Origin of the sequence: Neobacillus novalis NBRC 102450 (assembly GCF_001591805.1) — a bacterium.
GTDB lineage: Bacteria > Bacillota > Bacilli > Bacillales > Cytobacillaceae > Neobacillus > Neobacillus novalis.
The window spans coordinates 17,834-43,210 of sequence record NZ_BCVP01000025.1; the positions used below are offsets into that span (position 1 = coordinate 17,834).

Annotated in this window: 23 protein-coding genes and 2 riboswitches; of the genes, 2 read left to right on the forward strand and 21 right to left on the reverse strand. The window is 40.4% G+C overall.

The window, feature by feature from the left end; translation table 11 throughout:
* Window positions 1-88: 88 nt before the first annotated feature.
* The 9 genes from BANVL01_RS18180 to BANVL01_RS18220 all read right to left on the reverse strand — a co-directional run bounded on the left by BANVL01_RS18180 (window position 89) and on the right by BANVL01_RS18220 (window position 11,515).
* Complete coding sequence (locus BANVL01_RS18180) at window positions 89-1,825, reverse strand: ABC transporter ATP-binding protein (RefSeq protein WP_066095047.1); 1,737 nt, start codon at window positions 1,823-1,825, stop codon at window positions 89-91.
* On the reverse strand, window positions 1,822-3,564 hold the full coding sequence (locus tag BANVL01_RS18185) for an ABC transporter ATP-binding protein (protein ID WP_066095044.1): 1,743 nt from the start codon (window positions 3,562-3,564) through the stop codon (window positions 1,822-1,824). Before BANVL01_RS18185 ends, BANVL01_RS18180 begins: the two co-directional genes overlap by 4 nt.
* A 485-nt stretch (window positions 3,565-4,049) precedes the next feature.
* A complete protein-coding gene (locus BANVL01_RS18190) occupies window positions 4,050-4,724 on the reverse strand; it encodes a GntR family transcriptional regulator (protein ID WP_066095041.1) in 675 nt (224 codons plus the stop codon).
* Window positions 4,725-4,814: 90 nt separating this feature from the next.
* On the reverse strand, window positions 4,815-5,870 hold the full coding sequence (locus BANVL01_RS18195) for a M42 family metallopeptidase (protein ID WP_066097187.1): 1,056 nt from the start codon (window positions 5,868-5,870) through the stop codon (window positions 4,815-4,817).
* Between the two features lie 66 nt (window positions 5,871-5,936).
* Entirely contained in the window at window positions 5,937-7,589 is a 1,653-nt protein-coding gene (locus BANVL01_RS18200) for an ABC transporter substrate-binding protein (RefSeq protein WP_066095038.1), read from the reverse strand.
* 102 nt (window positions 7,590-7,691) lie between these two features.
* The gene (locus tag BANVL01_RS18205) at window positions 7,692-8,612 is read right to left on the reverse strand and encodes an ABC transporter permease (RefSeq protein WP_066095035.1); all 921 of its coding nucleotides are present in this window, start codon (window positions 8,610-8,612) and stop codon (window positions 7,692-7,694) included.
* Between the two features lie 24 nt (window positions 8,613-8,636).
* On the reverse strand, window positions 8,637-9,548 hold the full coding sequence (locus BANVL01_RS18210) for an ABC transporter permease (protein WP_218010676.1): 912 nt from the start codon (window positions 9,546-9,548) through the stop codon (window positions 8,637-8,639).
* A gap of 31 nt (window positions 9,549-9,579) precedes the next feature.
* The gene (locus BANVL01_RS18215; RefSeq protein ID WP_066095032.1) at window positions 9,580-10,545 is read right to left on the reverse strand and encodes an ABC transporter ATP-binding protein; all 966 of its coding nucleotides are present in this window, start codon (window positions 10,543-10,545) and stop codon (window positions 9,580-9,582) included.
* Window positions 10,520-11,515 carry an ABC transporter ATP-binding protein gene (locus BANVL01_RS18220; protein ID WP_066095029.1) on the reverse strand — a complete coding sequence of 332 codons (996 nt, stop codon included), beginning with the start codon at window positions 11,513-11,515 and terminating at the stop codon, window positions 10,520-10,522. The genes BANVL01_RS18215 and BANVL01_RS18220 overlap by 26 nt, the downstream gene beginning before the upstream one ends.
* 302 nt (window positions 11,516-11,817) lie before the next feature.
* Between BANVL01_RS18220 and BANVL01_RS18225 the strand changes: the two genes are divergently transcribed.
* Complete coding sequence (locus tag BANVL01_RS18225) at window positions 11,818-12,570, forward strand: CPBP family intramembrane glutamic endopeptidase (RefSeq protein WP_066095027.1); 753 nt, start codon at window positions 11,818-11,820, stop codon at window positions 12,568-12,570.
* A gap of 114 nt (window positions 12,571-12,684) precedes the next feature.
* Here the strand turns inward: BANVL01_RS18225 and BANVL01_RS18230 are convergent, their stop codons facing one another.
* The 6 genes from BANVL01_RS18230 to BANVL01_RS18255 all read right to left on the reverse strand — a co-directional run bounded on the left by BANVL01_RS18230 (window position 12,685) and on the right by BANVL01_RS18255 (window position 17,894).
* Window positions 12,685-13,251 (reverse strand): NADPH-dependent FMN reductase, encoded by a 567-nt coding sequence (locus tag BANVL01_RS18230; RefSeq protein ID WP_066095024.1) that lies wholly within the window; start codon window positions 13,249-13,251, stop codon window positions 12,685-12,687.
* 12 nt (window positions 13,252-13,263) lie between these two features.
* Window positions 13,264-14,322: an LLM class flavin-dependent oxidoreductase gene (locus BANVL01_RS18235; RefSeq protein WP_066095021.1), complete on the reverse strand. Its 1,059-nt coding sequence runs from the start codon at window positions 14,320-14,322 to the stop codon at window positions 13,264-13,266.
* A gap of 15 nt (window positions 14,323-14,337) precedes the next feature.
* A complete protein-coding gene (locus BANVL01_RS18240) occupies window positions 14,338-15,279 on the reverse strand; it encodes a ring-cleaving dioxygenase (RefSeq protein ID WP_066095019.1) in 942 nt (313 codons plus the stop codon).
* 52 nt (window positions 15,280-15,331) lie between these two features.
* Window positions 15,332-15,775 carry a MarR family winged helix-turn-helix transcriptional regulator gene (locus tag BANVL01_RS18245; protein WP_066095013.1) on the reverse strand — a complete coding sequence of 148 codons (444 nt, stop codon included), beginning with the start codon at window positions 15,773-15,775 and terminating at the stop codon, window positions 15,332-15,334.
* 178 nt (window positions 15,776-15,953) lie between these two features.
* Window positions 15,954-16,829: an alkaline phosphatase family protein gene (locus BANVL01_RS18250; protein ID WP_066095010.1), complete on the reverse strand. Its 876-nt coding sequence runs from the start codon at window positions 16,827-16,829 to the stop codon at window positions 15,954-15,956.
* A 54-nt stretch (window positions 16,830-16,883) separates the two neighbouring features.
* Entirely contained in the window at window positions 16,884-17,894 is a 1,011-nt protein-coding gene (locus BANVL01_RS18255; protein WP_066095008.1) for a serine hydrolase domain-containing protein, read from the reverse strand.
* A gap of 261 nt (window positions 17,895-18,155) precedes the next feature.
* Between BANVL01_RS18255 and BANVL01_RS18260 the strand changes: the two genes are divergently transcribed.
* Window positions 18,156-19,037, forward strand: coding sequence for a pentapeptide repeat-containing protein (locus tag BANVL01_RS18260; RefSeq protein WP_066095006.1), 882 nt, complete (start codon window positions 18,156-18,158; stop codon window positions 19,035-19,037).
* Window positions 19,038-19,146: 109 nt separating this feature from the next.
* Here the strand turns inward: BANVL01_RS18260 and ribH are convergent, their stop codons facing one another.
* The 6 genes from ribH to BANVL01_RS18290 all read right to left on the reverse strand — a co-directional run bounded on the left by ribH (window position 19,147) and on the right by BANVL01_RS18290 (window position 25,376).
* A complete protein-coding gene (gene ribH, locus BANVL01_RS18265) occupies window positions 19,147-19,611 on the reverse strand; it encodes a 6,7-dimethyl-8-ribityllumazine synthase (RefSeq protein ID WP_066095003.1) in 465 nt (154 codons plus the stop codon).
* A gap of 12 nt (window positions 19,612-19,623) precedes the next feature.
* Entirely contained in the window at window positions 19,624-20,814 is a 1,191-nt protein-coding gene (locus BANVL01_RS18270; RefSeq protein ID WP_066095000.1) for a bifunctional 3,4-dihydroxy-2-butanone-4-phosphate synthase/GTP cyclohydrolase II, read from the reverse strand.
* A 20-nt stretch (window positions 20,815-20,834) separates the two neighbouring features.
* A complete protein-coding gene (ribE, locus tag BANVL01_RS18275) occupies window positions 20,835-21,473 on the reverse strand; it encodes a riboflavin synthase (RefSeq protein ID WP_066094997.1) in 639 nt (212 codons plus the stop codon).
* A 10-nt stretch (window positions 21,474-21,483) separates the two neighbouring features.
* The gene (ribD, locus tag BANVL01_RS18280) at window positions 21,484-22,566 is read right to left on the reverse strand and encodes a bifunctional diaminohydroxyphosphoribosylaminopyrimidine deaminase/5-amino-6-(5-phosphoribosylamino)uracil reductase RibD (protein WP_066094994.1); all 1,083 of its coding nucleotides are present in this window, start codon (window positions 22,564-22,566) and stop codon (window positions 21,484-21,486) included.
* A 150-nt stretch (window positions 22,567-22,716) separates the two neighbouring features.
* Window positions 22,717-22,850: riboswitch (FMN riboswitch) on the reverse strand.
* Between the two features lie 146 nt (window positions 22,851-22,996).
* Window positions 22,997-23,128: riboswitch (FMN riboswitch) on the reverse strand.
* A 662-nt stretch (window positions 23,129-23,790) separates the two neighbouring features.
* Window positions 23,791-24,036: a LapA family protein gene (locus tag BANVL01_RS18285; protein WP_066094991.1), complete on the reverse strand. Its 246-nt coding sequence runs from the start codon at window positions 24,034-24,036 to the stop codon at window positions 23,791-23,793.
* Window positions 24,037-24,230: 194 nt separating this feature from the next.
* Entirely contained in the window at window positions 24,231-25,376 is a 1,146-nt protein-coding gene (locus BANVL01_RS18290) for a mannitol-1-phosphate 5-dehydrogenase (protein WP_066094988.1), read from the reverse strand.
* Window position 25,377 lies beyond the last annotated feature (1 nt).

A 25,377-nucleotide genomic window follows, 5' to 3' on the forward strand; every position in this document is an offset into this window, starting at 1 on the left:
CACATCAAAAAGAACCACCAAGGGCATCGGTGGTTCTTCCTTTTGGCACTTCATTCCTTACACTGCGCAAAGGAAACTAGTGCTCTCTTTATACTTGAAGTGATTTTGCCTGCATTTGATACATTTGCTCATAGATGCCGCCTTGGGCCAGTAATTCATCGTGAGTGCCTTGTTCTTTAATCACGCCTCGTTCTAATACAAGAATACGATCAGCATTTTTGATGGTCGAAAGACGGTGAGCAATAATAAAAGTTGTCCGTCCCTTCTTAAGAACATCCATCGCATGCTGAATCATTTCTTCCGTCTCTGTATCAATATTGGAGGTTGCTTCGTCCAAAATTAATATTGCAGGGTCAAAAGCGAGCGCTCTTGCGAATGAAATAAGTTGTCGCTGGCCTGAAGAAAGTGTGCTGCCTTTTTCAATGACGGGTTCATCAATCCCTTTTTCCAGATTCCTGAAGACACTTTCTGCCCCAACCGCTTTCAAGGCTGCTTCTACCTTTTCTCGTGAGATGCTTGGGTCATTCAAACTCACATTCGAGGCAATCGTTCCGGTAAATAAATAAGGATCTTGTAACACAATGCCCATATGTTTGCGCATTGTCTGCCTTGGCACAGAAGTAACGTCAATCCCATCAATATAAATCTTCCCCTTAGATGGATCGTAGAAACGGAAGAGCAAGTTCATAATCGAACTCTTCCCAGAACCCGTATGACCAACAAGCGCCACAGTCTCGCCGCGATTCGCTTCAAAGGATAAATTCTTCAACACATAATCATTGTTTTTGTAAGCAAATGACACATCTTCAAATAGGACATGCCCATCGTATCTAGGCATCATTTCTTGTGATACATTTTCACCAGTGGTATCTAACACTTCAAACACTCGTTTCCCGGCAACGAGTGAGCGTTCCAGCTGTGAAAACTGATTGACCACATTCGTAATTGGATTGAATAATCTCGTTAAGTAATCAACAAACGCATAGAGTGTACCCGAAGAGACCATTTGTGTTGTCGTTAACGATTGTGTCCCAAAATAAACAATGAAAATGGTAAACAGGATGAGACGTAACGAATTCACTAAATTAAATGACGTTGCCGAATCTAAAAACAATAGCTTGCGCTGATAGGCATAATGTTCTTCATTCATCTCATCAAATTCCTTCGTCATTTGCTTCTCACGACGAAAGGCTTGAATAATCGTCATGCCTTGAATTGATTCATTAATCATCGCGTTAATATCGGCAATTTTTGTGCGAATCACATCATTGTATTGCGCCGCATACTTTCGATATAAAATCATCCAAAGATAGACGATTGGCATCATGATTAAGGCAATCAGCGCCATTTTCCAATTTAAAATAAACAGGGCGATATAGACACCCGCTATCGAGATGAAACTTGTGGCAAAGTTAGAAAGTACTTGCACATATAAATTTCTTAATGCTTCGGTATCATTTGTGACCCGTGCGACAATTTTTCCTGCCGGCAATTGATCAAAATACTGAATCGGCAATCTTTGAATATGTCCAAATACGTCTTGCCTTAATCTTTGGACCACACGATTTGCTCCCATTTGCAAATAAATATACATAAAGTAACGTAAAATGGCGGTTGCCACCGCTAAGATAAAATATAAACAAAGGAGCCAGGTAATCGGCTCAATATTAATTTTTCCAATGGTCATATGTTCATCGATAATATTTTTTGCAATAAATGGACCTGCAAGTTCCGTAAATACAGCAGCCGTTAAGAATAATAGCCCAAGAAAAATCGTCCGCTTAAAATACATCGCATATTTCGTTAATCGTTTACCCGTACTCATGACCCGCCCCCTTCCAGCTGTTGACGGTCAAATTGTTCTTTATACCAGCCGTTTTGTCCAATAAGTTCTTCATGTGTTCCTTGCTCGGTAATTTGCCCCTCATCGAGCACGATAATTTGATCGGCATGCTGTACACCAGATAAACGATGGGTAGTAATAATCGTTGTCTTACCACTTCGCTCATTCTGAATGTTTCGGAGTATTCTAGACTCCGTTTTTGCATCGACTGCTGATAATGAGTCATCAAGGATTAATATTTCCGGATTTTTAATAAGCGCCCGTGCAATCGATACCCGCTGCTTTTGTCCGCCTGATAAAGAAACTCCTTTTTCCCCGACAAGTGTTTCGAGCCCCATCGGTAAGTTTTCTAAATCCTTTTTAAAGTAGGCAAGGTGAATGGCTTCCTGTAAATCCGCTTCTGTTGCATCTTCTTTACCAAATAAAATATTTTCAGCTATCGTACGTGAAAATAATACATGATCCTGTGGTACATACCCGATCCAATCCAGAATCTGTTCTTTTGTTTGCGCGGCGATATCGACTCCGGCAATTGTTAACTGTCCCTCATCAAGTGGATATTCACGCAATAATTGTCTTAGGAAAGTTGTTTTTCCTGCACCCGTTTTTCCAACAATCCCAAGCGTCTCTCCCCTTTTTAGCGACAAGGAAATTTGCTGTAAATTTTTCACCTGACTCGTTGGATATTGAAACATCAAGTCATCAAATCCAATGGCACTCGGTGTCGTGAGTGCAACCGGATTTTTCGTGTTTTGAACGTCTGCTACACTGTTAAGGGTTTCTTGTACCCGATCAAGCGAGGCATTCCCTTGCTGCATGACATTTATTAACTCGCCAATAGCGAAAATAGGCCACACCGCAATCCCTAAATAGACATTAAAGGTGACAAGCTGACCGACTGACATTTCACCATTTGATACAAGGTAGGCACCGTAGCCAAGTGCGACCACATAGCTGATACCGGTTCCGACTTTTGTTATCGGTCCGAACAAGGCATTTATTTTTGCCGTATACATATTTTTTGCGTATACTTCTTCACTCATATCAGCAAAATTCTTTTCATCCTTTTTCTCCTGCACGTAGGCACGAATCACCCTCACACCGGCGACAGATTCTAAAACACTATCATTCAGTTCTCCAAACGCATCCTGCGCCTTCATATATCGCTCATGCACCAGTTTGCCAAGATACTGAATTAACACAGCCATAATCGGCACTGGCAGCATCGCAAAAAACGTTAATTTCCAAGAAATCATAAACCCCATCGCACAGATAATGGCACCCATATATAACGTGGAATCAATCAGCGTCATAATCCCAAATCCCGCTGTAATCGAAACGGAATTTAAATCATTGGTTGCACGTGCCATTAAATCACCCGTACGATTCTTTTCATAAAATGTTGGCGTCATTTTTAAAAATTGCCGCATTAATTTCCGGCGCATGATCCTCTCAAGATTAATAGCCCCTTCAAATAAACGATATTGCCAAACAAAATTTAAAAAGTAGCCAAATGTTATTATCGCAACAAATATTAGTACATATTTAACTAATATTTCTTTTGACATTTCACCAGCAGTTAATACATCGATAATGGAGCCAAGTAAATATGGTGGAACCACTTCCAGCACACTGGCAACCATTAATAAGGAAATAGCAATTGTATATTGCTTCCAATACTGTTTAAAAAACCAGCCTAATTTACCTAGTACATCAAACATGCAGCATCCCTACTTTCCTGAACATCTGTGAACCATAGCTACCCAGAATCTAGCAGCTCCTTATTGAAAATCAATCTTCTTTGTTTGTTCCACATCTTCATCTACTCCTTCTTAACAATTCACAAAATATTCCGCAACACAAAAAAGAGAAGCATACCCTAAAAAGAGCATGCATCTCTGGAAAAGGTATCGAAGCCGTGCCGATACCTTTCATCATGTTAGGAATTCACCAATTTACAGATTACAGGTATGGACAATATATGAAATTAGCAGTTAAGTAGTGTACATGAAGATCTCGCATTGTCCATTCCTCCTTTGTAAAAAAATGTTTAGTGTCCTTGAAGATTATCATTCTTTTCGTACAATTGTCAACAGTCAGATGATTAGGACTAGGGACAGGCTCCTTGTCCCAAAAAAGGAAAACCTCTTTCGTTAGGTAATAATCACTCAAAATAGCACCCTAATATAAAATCAATCCATCATACTTACCTTTTCAGTTTTTTGTTGGTTGATTTACTTTGGAGTAAGTCACTTAATGCCTGGGTATAATGGTTCGAGAATTCATGTTTAACTCTTTCTTTATCTTTGGATCTAAGTACATCCACAAGTAATTGATGATTTTTAACAACAGAATTGACCCTAATCGGCACACTATTCGCCATTGTAAAAAACATAGCCCCTAATTGGATGTCTAGTTGCTGGTGCATGTGTTGTAAGCGCTTATGTTTTGAGGCGGCAACAATAATTTGATGAAAATCCCGATCGGTATTTTCCATAGACTCTATATCTTTCTGGATAATTGCTTGATGAAAGTTTTCTATTAATCTTTCCAGTTGATGGAGTTCCTTTTCCGAAATATGATCAATTGATAGCTGAGCTGCTTCACCTTCCAGTAAAGCCCTTAGCGTATAAATCTCCCAAGCGTCTTTTGTGGATAACGTTGAAACGAACGTTCCTTTATTTGTTTCATGTTTAACAAGTCCTTCATTTTGCAGCATACGCAATCCTTCCCTTAAAGGACCTCTTGAAATATTCATTTGTTCTGCAATCCTAACTTCGTTAATTCGTTCCCCCGGTTGGAGAGTACCATTTAGAATCATTTTCCGAACTTCCTTCGCCACACGATCTGATAACGTGGTATGGTTTAAGGGTATGTTCACGTTCATGCATCTCCTTTCCGATGAGATTTGGACAATTTGGAAGATTAATAGATCGCCTCTAGTAGAATAAAAGGCAATCCATTATTATTCTTATAACTTGTTGCTTAAACCTTCAATAAATTTAACAATTAAATTTACCGAATGCTCTACATCATCTAAATGTACACACCCAACTCCTGAATGGATATAACGGGATGGTACGGAAACGGTTCCTGTTAGAACACCATGTCCACTTAGGCTAATTGCTTTTCCGTCCGTCGCACCTTTAAGGAGAACATCTCTTTGATATGGAATATTATGTTCTTCAGCGACCTTCTCTAAATGTTTAGCTAACTTTTTTGGAACTGCTAAACCACCATCATAGAAAGTAATGGACGTTCCCTTACCCATTTTTACTGGAATGGCTTTATCTTCGATTCCAGGAGTACCCCCTGAAAGCGTTACATCAATAGCGAGTGCTACATCAGGTTGTACAGTGAAGCCCGCTGGTCCGGCACCTCGAATGCCAACCTCTTCCTGTACGGTTGCAACTCCATAAACGGTTGGGATAATATCCTTATCTGCTAAGCGTTTCATTACTTCCACAAGCACCGCACAGCCAGCACGGTCATCAACAGCCTTTCCTGTAAATACCTTACCACCATTCAGATATTGACCTTTTCGATCAAAGGTTACAAAGTCACCCACTCTTACTCCTAAGGATTCGGTTTCCTCTTTGTTACTCGTTCCGATATCCACATGCATATCCGCAATTGGAATCGCTTTCTTTTCTTCCTCTGCTGAGACGATATGAGCAGGCTTACTGCCAGTTACTCCCTTTACGGTACCTTTGTCTGTATGGATTTCAAGAATCTGGCTGATCACCATTCGGCAATCATGATATCCTACAGGGCCAATATATACAAATCCTTTTTCATCAATGTGGGTAACAACAAAACCAATTTCATCCATATGTGCTGCAAGCATTACTTTTAAATCTGAGTTGCTCCCTTTTTTAATAAAGAACTGATTTCCAAGTGCATCTTCAGAATGCTCATCCACATTGCCAGATAACTGTTCCTTAATATAATTGGCAACAAGTACTTCATCACCAGAAACACCGATTAATTGATCAAGTTCTACTAACAGATCTTTTAATTTTGTCATTTCAACATTCATCCCTTCTTTTTATATGTATAGAAAGGTAGAGAGAAACTCTCTACCCTTAAACAATTAATGCTTTGTTACTGAAATATTTTGAAGTGGGTCCATCCAAACTGGGTGTTGATAGAAACCTTTCAACCATGGTTGAACAATTGCATAGCGAACAGGGGTATACAATGGAACCCATGGAGCATCTTTTAAAACCTCTAATTGAATTTCTGAAAAGGCAGCCCATCGTTCTTGTCCAGGTGATAGTGTGGAAGCTTTCTTCAACATATCGTTGACGACCGGATTGTTATATGCAGCCCAGTTATTAGCTGGAACCTCACTGCCATTTAATAAGACATCAAGAAAGTTAGATGGATCCGGATAATCCTGGAACCAAGCAGTACTTACCATCCCATATTTTAATGACCGGGCTCCATCACTGTAGGATGAGCCAGATAACGGACGAATCTCAACATCAATTCCAATTTCCTTAAGATCAGACTGAATGGATTGTGCTTCCTTCGTTGCTTGGTCACTGCTAGTTGTTAGCATCGTTGTTTTAAACCCATCCGCGAAGCCGGCCTCTTTAAGAAGTTCCTTTGCCTTTTCTTTGTTAAACTTGTAATCAACCTCTGCTGGAAGGTCCTTTTGATAGCCAGGCATATCAGGTGGCAGGATTTGATTTGTAGCAGTGGCACGTCCGTTGTTTAACTTAACTAATTTCTCCTTATCAATCGCCATGTTAACCGCCTGACGAACAAGCTTATTATCAAATGGTTTTACCTGATTGTTAAGTGCTAAATAGTAGGTTGACACTAGTGTTTGACTTTGCAATAGATCCTTGTATTTTGAATCCTGTTGGAACTGGATAAAGTCTGATGATCCAATCAATTGGTTCCAACCAATAAACGCTGTATCCCCTTGCTTAAATTTAAGTGCGGATGACTGGGCATTCTTTTCAAATGTGATAGTTATTTCATCAAGTTTTGGGAAGCCTGCCACAAAATAATCGGCATTCTTTTCTAAAACCATGTCCTTACCAGTGTTATACGATTTCAGCTTCCAAGGCCCGGTACCCATTGGCTTATGATCAAATTCTTTATTACCAATAGAGTCCACATACTGTTTATCAATCGCTGGGAAGAAAGGCATTGCTAATACGTTTAAAAAGGTTCCTTGCGGTTCTGTAATTTTAATGACAAGTGTATAAGGGTCTGGTGCTGTGATTCCGGAGATTTCTTTAGCTTTACCTTCTGAAAAATCTGTGGATCCAATTACTAAAGGATCAATAAATCCTTTCCCTGGCGAACCAACCTCGGGGTCCAAGATGCGTTTAAATTCATCAATGAAGCTTTGAGCCGTCATTTCAGTTCCATTATGGAATTTAACACCCTTCTTAAGTTTAAAGGTATAGGTTAATCCATCATCTGAGATGTTAAACTCTTCTGCTGCACTACCAACTAATTTTGTTGAATCAGGCTCATATGTTACGAGCATATTGTAAAATTGTGTAACTACCTCATAGCATCCAAAATCGTAACACATAGCAGGATCCAGATGTGAGAAATCTGCACTCATATCAATATTAATCTTTCCGCCTTTTACAGCTTCACCATCATTTCCCTTTGTAGTCCCTTTACTATCTGTGCCCGTTGAATTCGATGAGCAGGCAGATAGTATAAGGAGTAAAATTAAAACCAACATGCCCATTTTTGTTGTTTTTTTCTTTGCCATTTAAATAAACCTCCCCTTTTACCTTTACCTATTTTGTAACATGGTCTTGAAGACCCCTGAAGAGAAACTTCTCACCGCCTTTCAAGGATTCTACTTTTTAACCTAAGAAATACTAATTCTTGGATCAATTAGAAAATACAATATATCTACAATGAAATTCATCACGACGACACAAATGGCTGAAAGAAGGACAGTTGCCATAATGACTGGAACATCTAAATGTTGAATCGATTGCATGGCTAGTTGCCCAATTCCTGGGTAGTTAAATACCGTTTCGGTTATCACAACGCCTCCCATAAGGAAAGCAATATCCATTCCAGCATATGTAACAGCAGGAATGACTCCATTACGGAACCCGTGACGGAAGGTAACTCTTAATGAGGAAGCTCCATTCGCATGTGCAGTTCTTATGTAATCTTGGGAGAATACTTCCAGCATGGATGTCTTGACTAATCTTTGGTAGTACGCTGCACCTACAATTCCAAGTGTAAGGGATGGTAATATTAAATTTTTTATATCACCCGAACCGCCAATTGGCAGGATTCCCATTTTATAAGAAATATTATAAATAAACCACATTCCTAGCCAGAATGTCGGAAGTGATATCCCAATAATCGCCAGTGAAGACAGGATATAGTCAGTAATTTTTCGATTATATACAGCCGTGAGTAATCCAAGTGGTATACCTATGATGATTTCTACAGCCCACCCTGAAAGCGCCAACACTGCTGTTGCACCAAATCTTTCAGAAATTAGATGCGTCACTGGTTGATTATTATAATAGGAAAATCCTAAATCACCATGTGCTAGTCGATTCAAATAAGAAAAATATTGAACATACACTGGTCGATCAAGTCCCATTGTATGTCTAACCTGTTCAACTACTTCCGGTGATGCCTTTTCACCAACTACGGTTCGAACGGGGTCTCCCGGTACTGCATAGGCAATGATAAACGTAATAATTGAGATACCTATTAGGACAATGAATGCCCCTAGTATGCGGCGAACGAGATATGCTGCCATTCCTAATCCTCCTCTCCTTATAAATTAATTCCCCACAGTTGGATCTAACCAATCTCTTAAACCATCTCCCAGCAAATTGAAACCTAGTGTTGCCCATAGAAGGGCAAATCCAGGTAAATAAATCAGCCATGGAGCAATTTGATAGGTATTCATTCCATCTTGGAGCATATTTCCCCAACTAGCTGTTGGTGGTTGAATCCCAATGCCTAAAAAGCTTAAGGCAGCCTCCAACATGATGTTTTGTCCAACTAATAATGTTCCCATAACGATGACAGGAGCTACGACGTTTGGTAAAATCTCTTTGAAAATAATGACAAAGTTAGAAGCTCCTAGTGCTTTTGCCGATTGAACATATTCTAGCTCTTTTACCTTCAATACTTCCCCCCGGACAATACGGGTCATCATCGCCCATCCAAGGACTCCAATCGCGATAAACACATTGGTAATACTTGGTTTTAGCACAGCTACTAAAGCAATAACAAATAGTAAAAAAGGAAAGGCAAGCATTGTATCTGTAATTCTCATAATCACCATATCTACCCATTTTCCGAAGTAACCGGACACAACCCCTAATGTAACCCCAATGAATAGACTAATAAGACTTGCAAAAATACCAACCTCTAACGATACTCTTGTTCCATAGATAACCCGGGAAAATACATCTCTTCCTATTGAATCAGCACCAAAAATAAATTCTGAGTTCGGGCCTTTCGGTGCACCAATATCTGATATTCCTGTCGGGTATTGTGTAATTGGATTATGGGTTGCGATTAAGGGGGCAAATATAGCAATTAGCAGTAAGGTAAACACCATCAATCCACCAACTAGAATCATGGGATAGGTCCTTAAAACTTTAAAAACCTTATTTCTACTTTTAAGCCCTGTCCTATTGTTAACTGTTGACACATTTGTAGTTTGAATTTGGCTTGTATCCAAGATGTTTCATCTCCTTTCACAGATTTTGAATTTAGTAAAGGTGGCAAGCTACAAAATGACCATCCTTTGCTTGTTTCCAATCAGGTTTCACTTGCTTACAGATGTCCATGGCGCTTGGGCATCTAGTGTGAAAAACACATCCACCAGGGGGATTAGAAGGGCTTGGCAGATCGCCTTTTAATACGATTCGTTCCCTTTTTTCTGTTGGATTATGAACAGGAATGGCTGAAAGCAATGCCCTTGTATATGGGTGCAGTGGTTCCTTAAATAAAGCCATTGTTTCAGACATTTCAAACATTTGCCCTAAATACATGACTAGAATACGATCACTAATATGCCGGACAACACTTAAATCATGTGAAATAAATAAATAGGTTAAGTCCATTTCATCCTGTAGATCTTCTAGCAGATTGATAATTTGTGATTGAATCGAGACATCTAATGCCGAAACAGGTTCATCAAGAATTAAAAGATTAGGATTTAATGTTAACGCTCGGGCAATTCCAATTCTTTGTCTCTGCCCGCCTGAAAATTCATGGGGAAACTTGTTCACGGCGCTTGGGTCCATTCCACATTTTTGTAAAATCTCAGCTACTTTTTGTTTCCGTTCTTTTTTGGTATACAAATTATGAATTTCCATTGGACGTTCAAGGATCCTTCCAATCCGATACCTAGGGTTCAATGACGAGAAGGGATCTTGAAAAACTATTTGCATTTCTTTTCGATATTCTTTAAGCTTGGATGCTGAAAGACTAGCTAAATTTTCATTCTTATAAATAATTTCACCATCTGTTGGTTCAAGAAGTCTAAGAATGGTTTTTCCTGTCGTGGATTTTCCACAACCCGACTCTCCGACAATCCCGATTGTCTCTCCCTTATTAACGGTAAAACTCACATTGTCAACGGCTTTCACATGCCCTACGGTTTGTTGAAGGATTCCTTTTTTAATAGGGAAATATTTTTTTAGATTTTTAACTTGTAGCAGTGCTTCTGTCATCATTATTCCCCCTTTCTAACCAGCAGCCGACGCTTGTTTTTTTATTAATTGCCATATAACTAGGTTCCTGGTGAATGCACTGTTCCATCGCAAACTCGCATCTCGGTGCAAACCTACATCCTTGCGGCATATTCGCTAATGATGGTACATTTCCGGGTATCGGCTTTAATCTGTTTCTTTCTCCCTCTAATTTCGGTATGGAGGAAATGAGACCTTTTGTATATGGATGCCGCGGGTCATTAAATAAGGTGTCTACAGTTGACTCCTCGACAATTTTCCCTGCATACATAACGGCAGCCCGCTCGCACATTTCGGACACCACTCCTAGATCATGGGTAATCAACAGTAAAGCCATATTGTTTTCTTTTTGAAGATTTCTTAGAAGATCCAGGATTTGCGCCTGGACTGTCACATCTAACGCTGTTGTAGGTTCATCTGCGATTATTAACTTCGGCTTACAGGCCATCGCCATTGCAATCATAACCCGTTGCCGCATCCCCCCTGATAATTGGTGGATGTATTCCCGATAAATTTCTTCGGGTCTGGCAATACCGACCAAACGAAGCAGTTCCAAAACACGTGTTTTAATCTGCCTTTTTGTTAATTTTTCGTGTAAAAAGAGTGGTTCGCCTATTTGATCACCGATTCGAATAACGGGATTTAAAGCAGACATTGGCTCTTGGAAAATCATCGAAACATCTTGTCCACGAATTTTCCTCATTTCCTTCGTTCCAAGACTTAACAGGTTTTTGCCATTAAAGGAGATTTGACCTTCTACCTTTGCATTTGCCTTTAGCAACCTCATGATAGAAAGTGATGTTACACTTTTTCCACACCCTGATTCCCCAACGAGTGCGACTGATTCTCCCGGATAGATTGAAAGATTGACTCCCGATAGGGCATTAAGGTAAGTCCCATCTGATTTGAAGGATACTTTTAAATTCGAAATATCTAATAAGGGCTTTTCCATTTCCTCCGCCCCTTTCTATTAATTTTAATATTTCTATAATAAAACTATTGTCAACTGTTGACAGTTTTCTATTTTTTTACAGGCACTCATTCTATAAAAGTGCCTGTAAAAAGTTTCTTATGGAATTATTTATTATAATAATTAACCAATTGACAGAAGTCAATGAATTTTCACATTTTTCAAAAATAATTTCAAGAGCATGAGGACAAGCTGACAGTGGGACAGGCTCCTTGTCCCTTTAAAAAGGTTTTACACATAAACCTAAAGATATTTGTGTATTTTTAAATGGGAGGTGCCGCTTTTTGAAAAATGCTTGGTTTGTTTCGTTTATTCGTTTTCCAATGTTGATTATGGTGTTGTTATTGCTTTTTTTATTGCTAAAAATAGTTGGTTTATCCTTTCGGTTTCCCTTTCTTCCGGAATTTTCAAATGTTTATTTTACTGTTGTTAATTTGCTTTGCTTTTATCTGTTACATCGCCTGTTAAAAAAAGAAGGTCGTTCCATTAAAGACGTAATCGATTTTCGTATGGAACGAGTTGTAAAGGATATTTTGTTTGGTATGTTATGGCTTGTGGTCTTGTATGTCCCTTTCGTGGTTACAATTTTGGGAATCATGTTTGTCATGTATGGACCGGATTTATTCGAACACTTTCCGACTGTTTTTGCCGGAAATGAAGATATCTTTTCATTTCCACGACCCGGATGGCTACTGTGGTTAACGGCCAGCATTTCTTGCGTTTTTCCGTTTTTAAATGCACCGATTGAAGAACTAATGTATCGCGGCTATGCACAGCCGGTATTTATCAGCCATTTTAAAAAAGTGTGGGTTGGTATATTCATCCCCTCTGTTGGCTTTGCTTTGCAACACATTATACTGGCTGTAAGTTTACAAGGTGCTATTGTCTATGCTGCGGCTTTTTTCGTATGGGGAATTGGGAGCGGGATCATCTTTCACAAACAAAAAAGATTGTTTCCGCTCATCGTATGTCATTTCTTTGTTAACATCGCATTTGGGGTCTTGCCACTGATTTTTCTCATTTCAGGGCAAACTTAATAGAAAAAAAGGGCCAGTCCACTGCGGCTTTAACACAGCAGGGGGACTGACCCAATGTCTAACGATACATTTTGGACAATTTTGTTGAGGGACAAGGTGTCCCCTTGTCCCTCTTTAAAAATCGTATTCAGCTTCTTTCGCTTTGCGAATAAGTTTATATGTGTCTGTTAGTACTACAGTATCTTCGACCAAACGCTCGATTCTGAATAAGACATCGTCATTTGTAATTTCTTTGCGATGGAAATCCTTTTCTTCTATAAATACATACGTCTGAACGATTTGTGCTTTCATATAAGCCAAAATTGGCTTTAATTGTTGTTCCACCATCAAATAATGCTTCGGAGTACCGGCTGTTACAAGCATACTGATCACTTTATCGCGAAATGCGTTTACCGGCAGTAGATCAAATATATTCTTCAATGTACCTGGGATTGAAGCTTGAAACACGGGAGTGCCAATAATGATCGCATCTGCCGCCATGATGGTTTCCGACACATACTTTGTGTCACCCTCATATTCCCAATAATTCCGTCCATCACTAAACTGAACATCGAATTCAGCTAGATCAATCAGGGTAAGTTCTGCATCTGGGTATTTTTCACTCATTGATTTGAATGTGTAGTTCATCGCTGTTCTCGTCTTAGAACCAACCTTTGAACCGGATAATCCGACTATTTTCATTCTATTTACCTCCTAATTCTTAGTTGTAAATTTTTTTACCGCAGGTAATATTTCTGTTGCAATCAACTCAATATTTTTCGCAATTTTATCAAATGGCACGCCGCCAAAGTCAATTTCAGCCATGAATCTCTGATGACCGTATAATTCATATTGGTAGAGCATTTTCTCAATAATTTGCTGTGGGCTGCCAATCATTAAAGCATCACGATAGTCTATTGCCTGAGCAAATTGCTGCTTTGGATAGCCGCCGCCCCTTAACGCCTGCATCCCTAAATTAAGATGTGGATAATATTCTCGAAGGGCATCCTGTGAATTTTCTGCTGTGTAAAAAAGACTAGTTGTCGCAATTGGCAGTTCCTTAGTGTCAAAACCGCTTCGCTCTAATGCCTCACGATAAGCCTCTACAGATCCTTTAAAATTAATTGCTGGACCGCCAAGTGTTGTCAGCATCATCGGTACTCCTGCAATGCCAGCTTTAATGGCACTTGCCGGAGGGCCACCAACAGCACGCCAAATCGGCAGATGGCCGTTTTGAGGCTGGGGAAGAATAGACGCATTTTCCAGCGGTGCCCGGAATTGACCTTCCCATGTCACCTTTTCTTCAGTATTTAACTTCAGCAGAAGCTCTAATTTTTCCTCAAATAATTCTTCATAATCACGGACATCATACCCGAGCAAGCTATACGCCCCAACGCGTGAGCCACGACCCGCAACAATTTCAGCCCGGCCGTTTGAGATTAAATCAAGTGTTGCAAAATCTTCATATACACGAACAGGGTCTGACGTACTTAACACCGTTGCCGAGCTGGCAATTTTAATCCTTTTTGTCGCTTGGGCAATTGCGCCTAAAATGACCGTATGTGCCTGGGTTGTAAAATACGTTTGATGACTTTCACCGACAGCAAATACATCTAGTCCCGCCTCATCTGCCAACTTACTTGCCTCTATTAATTCATGAATCCGTTGTTCAGCGCTAATTCGACTACCTGTAAATGGATTTAGTGTATGATCACCAATCGAATATAAACCGAATTCCAATCCATTACTTGGATCAATGCGATATTGTTTCATGGCTGCTCTCTCCCCTTAATCAAGTGGTTTTAAATTTGCTTCAATTTCTGCCCGTTTGCCTTCTAAAAATGGTGGTAAATCTAATTTTTTTCCTAACGCTTCAACGGTTGAATCGGCTGTAAAACCTGGTCCATCTGTGGCCAGTTCAAATAAAATTCCATTCGAATCACGGAAATATAAGCTTTGGAAGTAGTAACGATCGACGACGCCTGATGAATGGAAACCACGGTCTTTAACCTGTTCCTCCCAATAGCGCAGCTCATCCATGTTTTTCACACGAATCGCCAAATGATGGATACTGCCTCGACCAGGCTTCTCACTCGGTCCCACTTGCTGCTTTAGCACAATTTCCCCAAATGCTTGACCAGCGATAGACTGAAAAATCGCCTCATTTTCTGAACGGGTCACTTCAACATAGCCCAACATATCCGTTAATGTTTTAGCTGTTCGTTCCAAATAACGGACGGTTATTTCCACCGTTCCCATCCCTAAAATACGATGCTTTTGTTCAACATTGGAATCTTCCCAAGCCGTCCAGTATTCTGGTGTCTCTTCGCCATTATTATTTAACAAAATCATTCGTAAACCCTCTGTATCTTCAAAATGTAAAGCATCGCGGCCTGCATACTTTGTAATTTCTCCGTGCTTAACATCTAATAGCTCAAAGCGCTTTTTCCAATATTCCAGGCTTTCAAATGAGGGTACAAGTAAGCCAATTTGCGTAATGGCATTGGTTCCGCGAACGGTTCTCCCAACGATCGGCATTTCAAAGAAGGTTAGTTCAGTGCCCGCACTTCCTGTTAAATCTCCGTAAAACAAGTGATACATCGAAGGATCATCTTGGTTGACGGTCTTTTTCACGAGCCGCAAACCTAATACCTTTTGATAAAATAGATTGTTCATTTTAGCGTTTTTCGTAATCATCGAAATATGATGGTGCCCGGGAATTTTATACATAGTGGTTCCTCCTTATAATTAACTTGATTAGTCAAGTGATGTCCAAAAAAAATTACTCAGACGGTAACTCTTTTTTCTGGCTATGTTTATGAACACGTGTCATCAACCTGTACAATGTTTTTGTTTCTTCCTCGTTTAAAACATCTTCAAAAAATGACGTTTGAAACGCAAGCTGTGCTGGCATAGCCTCGTCTAAAATCGCCTCACCCTTCTCTGTTAGGCTAATCGTCTTCGTTTTCCAATCTTGTTTCCTAACAATATAGCCTTCTTTCTCAAGCCGGGAAACCATACGAGAAATACCACCTTGCGTGACGGTTACTTTCTCCGCTAACTCCATTTGCGTGAGCGGCTGGTATACATGAATTTGCATAAGTACATCAAATTGTGCAGTCGTTATATTAAATTGTTTTAAAAAGTCGTTGGACAACTGGTTGCTGAGGTTTGTAAAACGCACTAAGCGTAACCAAATTAATGACCCTAGCGTATTATTACGCATTTCGTTTCCTCCTCTTCTGAGCTCACAATCACTTTACCACTCAAGTGAAAGGAAATCAAGAAAAATATCTCGAATTCGAGATTTATGTTCTGCCGCTTTAACACAGGGTGGACCTACCCAATGGCTCACCATACATTTTGTTCAATTTTTTGCGGGACAAGGTGTCCCCTTGTCCCTCTTATTTCCATATACTCATAATAGGTTCGACTGTCTTACTTTCGCCCGCATGTGCTAATCCGTAAAGGCCCTCGATGGTCCTTAAAAGATTATAGTGATTTAACTTTTCATCAAATCGCCCTGTTTTTACCATGGGTCCGACCAAAAAGGTCGCGATTTTGTTTCCTTGTGAATAATCGTCCTCGTCCCATGTCACGATCAATAAACTGTTATGATTTTGCGCCCATTGAACATAAGGGTCAATCTTTTCCTTCAGCCAATCGTCCGCTTCCTTTATCGTTCCATCATGCATGTCATTCCGAAGATTCGGTATGACAAATGAAACTGTCGGCAATTTGGTAAAATCATTTGGAAAGTTTGTCAATGGCTGATTTACTTCTTTCGGTACATTGGTGAAGTTTACCCAAGGATTATGCTTACGGGCATAACCTCCGGGACCAGTCGATGCCCCATTAAAGCCAACGGAAGGCAGGTCTTCGGAATAGCCAATAAATGTAGAATTCTTTGCAATCAATTCACTCGCCAAGTTATCTGTAGAAAATTTCGCTTTTGGGACCTTATCATCTGTCACTCCTTGGTTTGACCCGGAGAACAAGTCCAAATAATTAGGCTGGCTCGGGTGCTCCTTAGCATGAAAGTTCGTCATGTTTGCGCCCTGCTTCATTAGTGAATTGATATAGGGGGCAGACGGATTCCCTTCAATCGCCTTTTGTGAGCGGTTTTCCTCAACAACAATAACGATATGATCAACTTTTGGAAGCTTTCTCGCTACCGGAATAGTCTTTTCCGCTGGAGCCCGATTCTTAGGCTGACTTGGGGCACAAGCACTTAATACAAGGATGACTATTAAGAGGAAAAATCCCCATTTTCTAAACACATCAGCACCTTCTTTCCTTTCGACTTAAAAATGGGACAAGGTCCCTATGTTCCTTTATAAACACCCCATAACAGTATCGCCAAATGATCTAATGTCAGATAAATAATCGTATCCAGGTGTGGAGCCAAAACTATTAAACATGCGAACTGCCACGATATTTTTCTTAGGAATAACCAATACCGCCACACTTGTATATCCCAAGATTTGATAGGAACCTTGAGGCACAAGGTCGCCAACTTCCGTTTTCTTTGCAGGCAAATCCTTCACAAACCATAAAAATCCATTTTGTGGAAGCTCCTTATTTACGAATGGACTCTGAAGGGATGTTGCTAATTTAATGATGTCGTTAGATACCAATTGTTCCCCATCGATCAAACCTTGCTTCAAGTGGACATATCCCCAATAAGCAAGCTCTCTTGTGGATACATACATGTTCTTCTGGCTCCCATCAGTACCCTTACTCGTTGACCAAAATTTATCGTTTTGTTCCTTGATAACTTGCACTAATTTTTCATTTGCTTCAAAATGCCAACCCGTTTCCTTAAATGCTAAAGGATTAAAAACCTGTTCTTTCAGGATTTCGGCAATTGTCCTCCCTGTCGAAGATTTGACAATATCCGTCAACATTTTAATGTTGATATCACGATATGCCCATCCTTTCCCCGGAGCAAATTCTCGAATAATCCTGCCCTCTTGTGTGTTTAAACCATGGGTATGTGTAAGAAGGTGTCTAATCGTTATTTTATTGAAAAGCTCAGTAACAGTACCAGGCAGGTATTTTGTTACTTCATCGTCAATCGATTCTATGTAACCGTGATGTACAGCGTAGGCCACCGCAAAGCCAATATAACTTTTCCGAACAGAAGCTACATGGAACTCTGAGTCTTCCTGGATCGGTCTTGCATCAGGCTCTTTGGAATGGTTTCCCCAATATTCCTCTACAACCATTTTGTCATTATGTATAACCATCACAGCTGCACCAGAACCATCAACCAAATCATATGTATTCTTTACATGAGATACGACAGAGTTAAACATTCCATTTAAACTTCGCTTGATAAACATGAAATTCTACCTCCTACTAAGATAATCTATCAAGCCAATCAACAACAGAAGTAACTATTGCTATTTTTTAGAATATGATTTCTAATAAAAATAAACCTTTCAACTTTGCCATTTCAATGGCAGATACAAATTAAGGGGTCAGTATCACGCCAATCGAAGAATTGGAAGACACTGTTTAACAGAATTTAGGTAACTAGCAAATTAATTCTCCCATAAACCTACTACTATTGTAAATCATGCAAGTATACGAAAACAAAGGAGATGTACGCATTGTCCGAGAACCGTGATAACCCAAATTTAAAAGGGAACCTTAGTCGAGACAGTCTCCGGGCTGACTGCGAGAACTGCTACGGCCTGTGCTGTGTTGCACCAACCTTCGCGGCTTCAACGGATTTTGCCATCGATAAAATTGGTGGCAAACCTTGCCCAAATCTGCAATCGGACTTCCGCTGCAGCATTCATAAAAACCTCAGACAGCAAGGATTTAAAGGGTGTACCGTTTTTGATTGCTTCGGTGCAGGGCAAAAGGTTTCCCAAGTTACTTTCGGTGGAGTCAGCTGGCAAGAACGTCCAGGAATGGCTGAGAAAATGTACAAAGTGTTCCCGATTATGCAACAACTGCACGAGATGCTCGCGTATTTGACGGAAGCACTAGCGTTGAAAGCATCACGACCCATTCACAGAGAGCTTAGCGTCGTACTTGACGAGACGGAACGACTTTCTCACCTTCGTCCCGATTCTCTCATCGACTTAGACGTTCCGTCCCACCGAGCAGAGGTGAACGCTCTTCTATTAAGGACAAGCGAGCTAGTATGGTCGGAGTCATCTCGCTACCCTAAGAATGGTAAACAGAGTAAGAGAATGAACCGCCGAGGAGCAGATCTTATGGGGGCAAATCTTAAAGGTGCGAATCTAAGAGGGGCTAACTTAAGAGGATCCTACCTGATTGCTGCCGACCTTCGAGATGCTGACTTAAGGGAGGCTGACCTTATCGGTGCGGATTTACGCGACGCCGACCTTAGCGGAGCAGATCTCACTGATTGTATCTTTCTCAGTCAAGTCCAAATTAACTCAGCGAAGGGGGATGCACGGACAAAATTACCGCACTTACTTGCACGCCCAACACATTGGGCTGATTTTTAGCAATTAAAAAAGAATCCATTTTGAAAAAAGATTGTTCAAAATGGATTCTTTTTTTAGGATTTGAGTTTCTACAATGGCTGATTAAAACTCACGGAAACCGTCATTACCTTTAAAATAAACGACTCAAATTAGCCATTTCAATGGCGGATACCGCCGCATCGTAGCCTTTATTACCTGATTTTGTTCCAGAGCGTTCAATCGCTTGCTCAATCGTTTCTGTTGTCACAATACCGAACATAACTGGAACTCCTGTTGTTAAGCCCACATTGGCAATCCCTTTAGCTGCTTCATTACATACGTAATCGTAATGAGTAGTTGATCCGCGAATAACGGTTCCTAAACCGATAATCGCATCGTATTTTTTCGTTTCTGCCATCTTCTTCGCGATGAATGGCACCTCGAACGCACCTGGCACCCATGCGACATCAATGTCTTCTTCAGACACACCATGACGTTTCAAGCCATCCATGGCACCGCCCAATAATTTGCTTGTTAAAAACTCATTAAATCTTCCTACCACTATACCAATTTTTAAATCTGTTCCGATTAATTGTGCTTCAAAAACTTGTCCCATTTTTTATCTCTCCTATGCTAAAATATGATTCATTTTTATTTTTTTTGTCATTAAATAATGTTTGTTTTCCGCTACAGCATCAATTTCTAGCGGCACGCGTTCGACCACTTCAATGCCGTATTTCGTTAAGCCTTCCATTTTTTCAGGATTGTTTGTCATCAAGCGCACCTTCGTAATCCCTAGATCTCGCAGCATTTGCGCTGATAAACCATAATCACGCATTTCGGCTGGGAAGCCTAATTTCACATTTGCTTCGACCGTGTCATAGCCCAGCTCTTGCAGCTCATAGGCCTTTAATTTATTTAGCAAACCGATATCTCTGCCTTCCTGTTCCATGTATAGCACAACACCTTGCCCCGCATCTTCAATAATTTCTAATGAAAGATGCAATTGCGGCCCGCAATCACATCGTTTTGAATGAAAAACATCACCTGTCAAACATTCAGAATGGATGCGCACAAGTGGTGCCTCCTCTTTTTGAACATCCCCTTTCACGATTGCTACATGCTCTTTCCCATTTAGCTGATTGGAATAACCAATCATCTGAAATTCGCCAAATGATGTCGGCAGCTTCACCGATGCCTCACGTTTCACTAGCTGCTCATGTTGATAACGATAGCGGATTAAATCGGCAATCGTCACCAGCTTCAACTCATACGTTTCAGCCAATTTCATTAATTCCGGCACCCTTGCCATTTCACCGTTATCACTCATAATTTCGCAGATGACCCCGGCAGGCTGCGCACCACAAAGTTTTGCAAAATCAACCGCTGCTTCCGTATGGCCATTCCGCTCAAGCACACCATTTTCCTTGGCCACAAGCGGGAACACATGACCAGGCCGGCGAAAATCTGAGCTGATTACATTCGGGTCTAACAGCTGTAAAATAGTTTCAGAACGCTCAAATGCACTAATACCAGTCGTTGTATTTTTGTAATCAATACTAACCGTAAAGGCCGTTTGATGGTTATCCGTATTGTGCTGGACCATCGGATGTAAATCGAGACGTTTCGCTAATTCCTTCGTTATGGGCGTACAGATTAAACCGCGCCCATGTGTAGCCATAAAGTTTATATTCTCCGGTGTTGCATAATCCGCCAGCACCAAGAAATCTCCCTCATTTTCACGATTCTCGTCATCCACCACGATAATGATTTTACCTTTTTTCAAATCTTCAATTGCTTCTTCAATGGTATGAAACATAGTCAAAACACCGCCTTTTTCTAAAATCCATTTTGTCTTAAAAAATCTATCGTAATTGGAGAACTTTCTTGCTTGCGATCCAAATGATGAATAACGTACTTTCCAAGCATGTCATTTTCAATATTCACGACATCATGCTCTCTTTTGATTCCTAAGATTGTTTCACTAAACGTTAGTGGAATAAGCGAAACGGTCAGCTTCTTCGGCTGCACATCGAAAATCGTTAAACTAATTCCATCAATTGCAATCGAACCTTTCAGTACGCAATATTTACTCAGTTCTTCGTTGATACCAATATCAACATATATCGCATTTTCAACCTTCCTTTTTCGTAAAATAACGCCCGTTCCATCCACATGCCCCGAAACGAAGTGACCACCAAATCGGCCATTTGCCGGCATTGCCCGTTCCAAGTTGACCACATGGCCCATTTGTAACGACTGGATATTAGTTGCCTTTACCGTTTCCGGCATGACATCAACCGTGAACGTGTTAGTTGAAAAGGAGGTGACGGTTAAGCAGACGCCATTTACCGCGATACTGTCGCCCAAATGAATGTCTTCTACAATTTTTTTGGATTCTAACGTTAACTGCATACTATGGGAGCCACTTTTTATCGCTTTGACCTTACCTAAATCTTCTACAATTCCTGTGAACAAGAATTACACCTCATTTCAGTACCGACGTTATTTTCAGGTCTTCTCCAACCATTTCTACATGTTTAAATTTTATTTCGAAAGCGTCTGTCATTTGCCCGACATCTAAATCAGCAAACATGGGTACTGCCTTATTCCCGCCGACAATTTTCGGGGCAACATAGGTTATCAGTTGGTTTACATACCTTGATTTCAAAAAGCTTGCATTGACCGTTTTTCCGCCTTCTACATATAGCTTCATCACCTGACGTTTTCCTAGCTCCGTTAGCAATTCGGTAACATCGATGTTTGGCTGCGAAAGCTGTATGATTTCTACATGCGGCTGGTTAAAACTAGCCATCTTTTCAGGCGCTGCCTCCGACCCAGTGAAAATCCACGTTGGCGCCTGCCCATCCGTAATGACCTTTTTATCGTACGGCATCGTTAAATGTGTATCTAAAATGATGCGAATCGGTTGTTTTTTCGTCTTGCCAAGACGATTGGTTAGACTCGGATTATCCGTTAAAACGGTCCCAATTCCGACTAAAATCGCATCATATTTCTCGCGATCATTGTGTACATCTTGTTGCACCTCGCTGCCGGTAATTTGTTCACCAAAACCTGTCTGCGCCGCTATCTTGCCATCAAGCGTAATTGCCTGTTTCAATGACACAAAAGGTTTATTTTGTTGAATAAAATGAAAGAACGCCTCATTTAACGCATCAGCCCGCTCTTTCAAAACCCCTGTTTTCACTTCAATCCCGGCGTCTCTCATGAGAGAAATACCCTTGCCTGCGACTAACGGATTGGGGTCCTCCGAGGCAATGACCACACGTTGCACACCGGATTGTATAAGGGCCATCGCACATGGTGGTGTTTTTCCGTAATGACTACAGGGTTCGAGCGTCACATAAACAGTACTTCCTTTAGCCCGCTTTCCTGCCATTTTTAGTGCATGGACTTCAGCATGTGGAGACCCTGCTTTCAAATGAGCGCCGAACCCTAGGATTTCACCATCTTTCACAATTACAGCACCAACAACGGGATTCGGTGTAGTTTGTCCTTCAGCAACTTGCGCCAATTTCAAGGCAAAATCCATATAAAACTCATCGGTCATCTTGATCCCCTCCAATCACGGTTTTTCACAAAAATAAAACCCCTTAGAATAAGTCACTAAGGAGTTTAGGAGGAGAGTATGTAATAATGGCAACACTAAATAAGCCTACTGAAGGTTATTTTTTCTTCAAAAGCTTGATACCATTGCTCATACATCCTTCTCCCATCCAGACTATACTGTCGGCTTTGGATTCACACCAAATCCTGCCTTTATAAAAAGGCTCACGGGCTTAGAATTTCTTCATCACCGTCGATTGGGAATTTCACCCGACCCCGAAGGACATTGCATATGAAATTTTGTTTAGGTTTTATATAAATATAAAACCCCATAGATATTCTCTACGGGGTGGTTAGGAGTTTTCTTGTTGTAAGCATCGCTAAATAAACCTTTTGAAGTGTGTTTTTCTTCATAAGGAAATAAGGCCTGCTCATCCGTCCTTCTCCCATCCAGACTATACTGTCGGCTTTGGATTTACACCAAATCCTGCCTTATAAAAGGCTCACGGGCTTAGAATTTCTTCATCACCGTCGATTGGGACTTTCACCCGACCCCGAAGGACTATTCATATTTATCCTATATTATAGCACTGTTAGAATTAAAATTCACACTAAATGTATCCCCTAGGAATTAGTAAAATTCGTAAAATGATGCTAAACGCCGTACCTTCGGGGGAAAAAGAACACCCAACTGTCCGCCGTGTGCGCACAAATGTCCACGAGCGGTGCCTGACACCCTCTATATGACACCCTTTATATTTCAACAAATCTCTTAGTAGTTTTTTGATGAAAAGCCCATTATTTCAAGGAATACTGCATTTTCAATCAAACGATTGATTGGTTTTATTAAAACTAATCAATCGTTTGATTGAAATCGGAACAAATGCTTATAAATAGAGGGTTTACACCTTAAAAGCAGTAAATATATTGTCGAAAATGGAATTCTTCTTGTTTCTTTTATCCCAAATCCGTGGCGAAAAATAAGGTACTGCCGCTCATACTACACGTTTCGACAGGAATTCCTCTATTTCCGTATTAACTAAACGTTTGATTGAATCATGACTAACTCCTTCTGCCGTTGGCTTTTTCCCGGGAAATTGATAAAGATAATGTCGAAACCCGCTCGACATTTCTCATAGAATAGGGCATCTTATAGAGGTTCTAAATAAATGAAAAAATCAGTCCCCTATTGCTTTAATGCAATGAGGGACTGATTTTGAGTCAGGATTTATTGGTCATCTGTTTTTACTGCAGCCTTTTTCAAAGTCCTTTGAAGTTGATAAATTTTCATCATACCAATTAAACCAGCTAATAATGCTCCCAATAGAACTGATCCAATGATGACGAGAATCAATGGCCAGTCCGCTTTTCCAAATAAGTAATTAACCGTTACAGGTTCAACATTAATAACTGAGAAAACCGCAATAATTAAGACCAAAAGTAGGACAAATATTAGGTTCCATTGCTTTTTCATACTTCACCTCATTGAAAGTTTTTATATGGGACTTAGGGACAGGCTTCTTGTCCCAAATGAGAAAAACCCTTTCGTTAAGTAAAAATCACTCTAAATTTATCCTTAAGTAAACAATTCCATTATACTAATCTTTTCAGTTTTCTCCAATTGCCGATGCATTAAAAAATAAAATAGGGACAAGGTGCCCCTTGTCCCTACAATTGATGGTATTGCTCAATAATTCCTTTGACTAAAGAGGAAGTTCCATCGAGTTGTGTCAACTTCTCTATTGTTGTTTCTAATCCTTGTTCATTGATGGCCGCTTGAACTTGGACTGCTTCTTCATCCCCTTGAAAACCGTACATGAGAGCTGCGGCAATCCCTTTTAATAGATATTCAGGGTTCTTTCCGACGATCTCCTGATATTGTCTTGCAGGACTAACGAGGCGATCGTTTGGTCCAAGCTTGCGGATTGGCGAGCGCGCTACTCTTGTCACTTCGTCAACAATATAAGAATTTGAAAAGCGTCCGATAATCTTTTGAATATATTTGTTATGTTCCTCTTCGTTAAAGCCGTATTTTTCAACTAGAAACGCACCGCTTTCTTTAAGGGCGCCTTCCACTAACTCAAGAATTTGTTTGTTCTCCATCGCATGATTAATCGTATCCATTCCAAAATAATAACCAAAATAGGCCGCTAGGGCATGACCTGTATTGACCGTGAATAGCTTACGTTCAATATAAGGCACTAATTCCTGTACATAGGTGATTCCCTTAACCGGAGGTTTCTCGCCAATGATTTTCGGTTCTTCTACTACCCATTCATAGAATGGCTCCACTTTTACCATCAGCTTATCTACATTGACTTGATTCGGTACAATCCGGTCGACAGCGGAATCAGGAAAGCCGAAACGCCCTTCAAATTGTGATTGTTCATCAGCTGTTAATTTTTCAAAGATCTTCTCTTTTAACAGCGAGCTCCCGCCAATCATATTTTCACAAGCAATAATATTGAGCGGCTTATCTGTTTGTTCGACACGTTTGCGCAGGCCATCTGCAATCAAACCGGCGATAAGCGGAAGAATGTTCGGTCCGATCGCCGTAGTAACTAGATCTGCTTCAGCAATGGCTGCTATCACTTGCTCCGGGTTTGATGCACTATTAATCGCTCTAACATTTTTTATCGTAACTTCTTCTTGAGTTGGCTCAGCAAGTACGACACGATATTCATTCTTTTCATTTAGTAAATTTACAATTTCACTATTTACATCGACAAAGCAAGTTTCATATTTTGAATGATATAATAAATTCCCGATAAACCCACGGCCGATATTTCCAGCTCCAAAGTGAACAGCCAACATC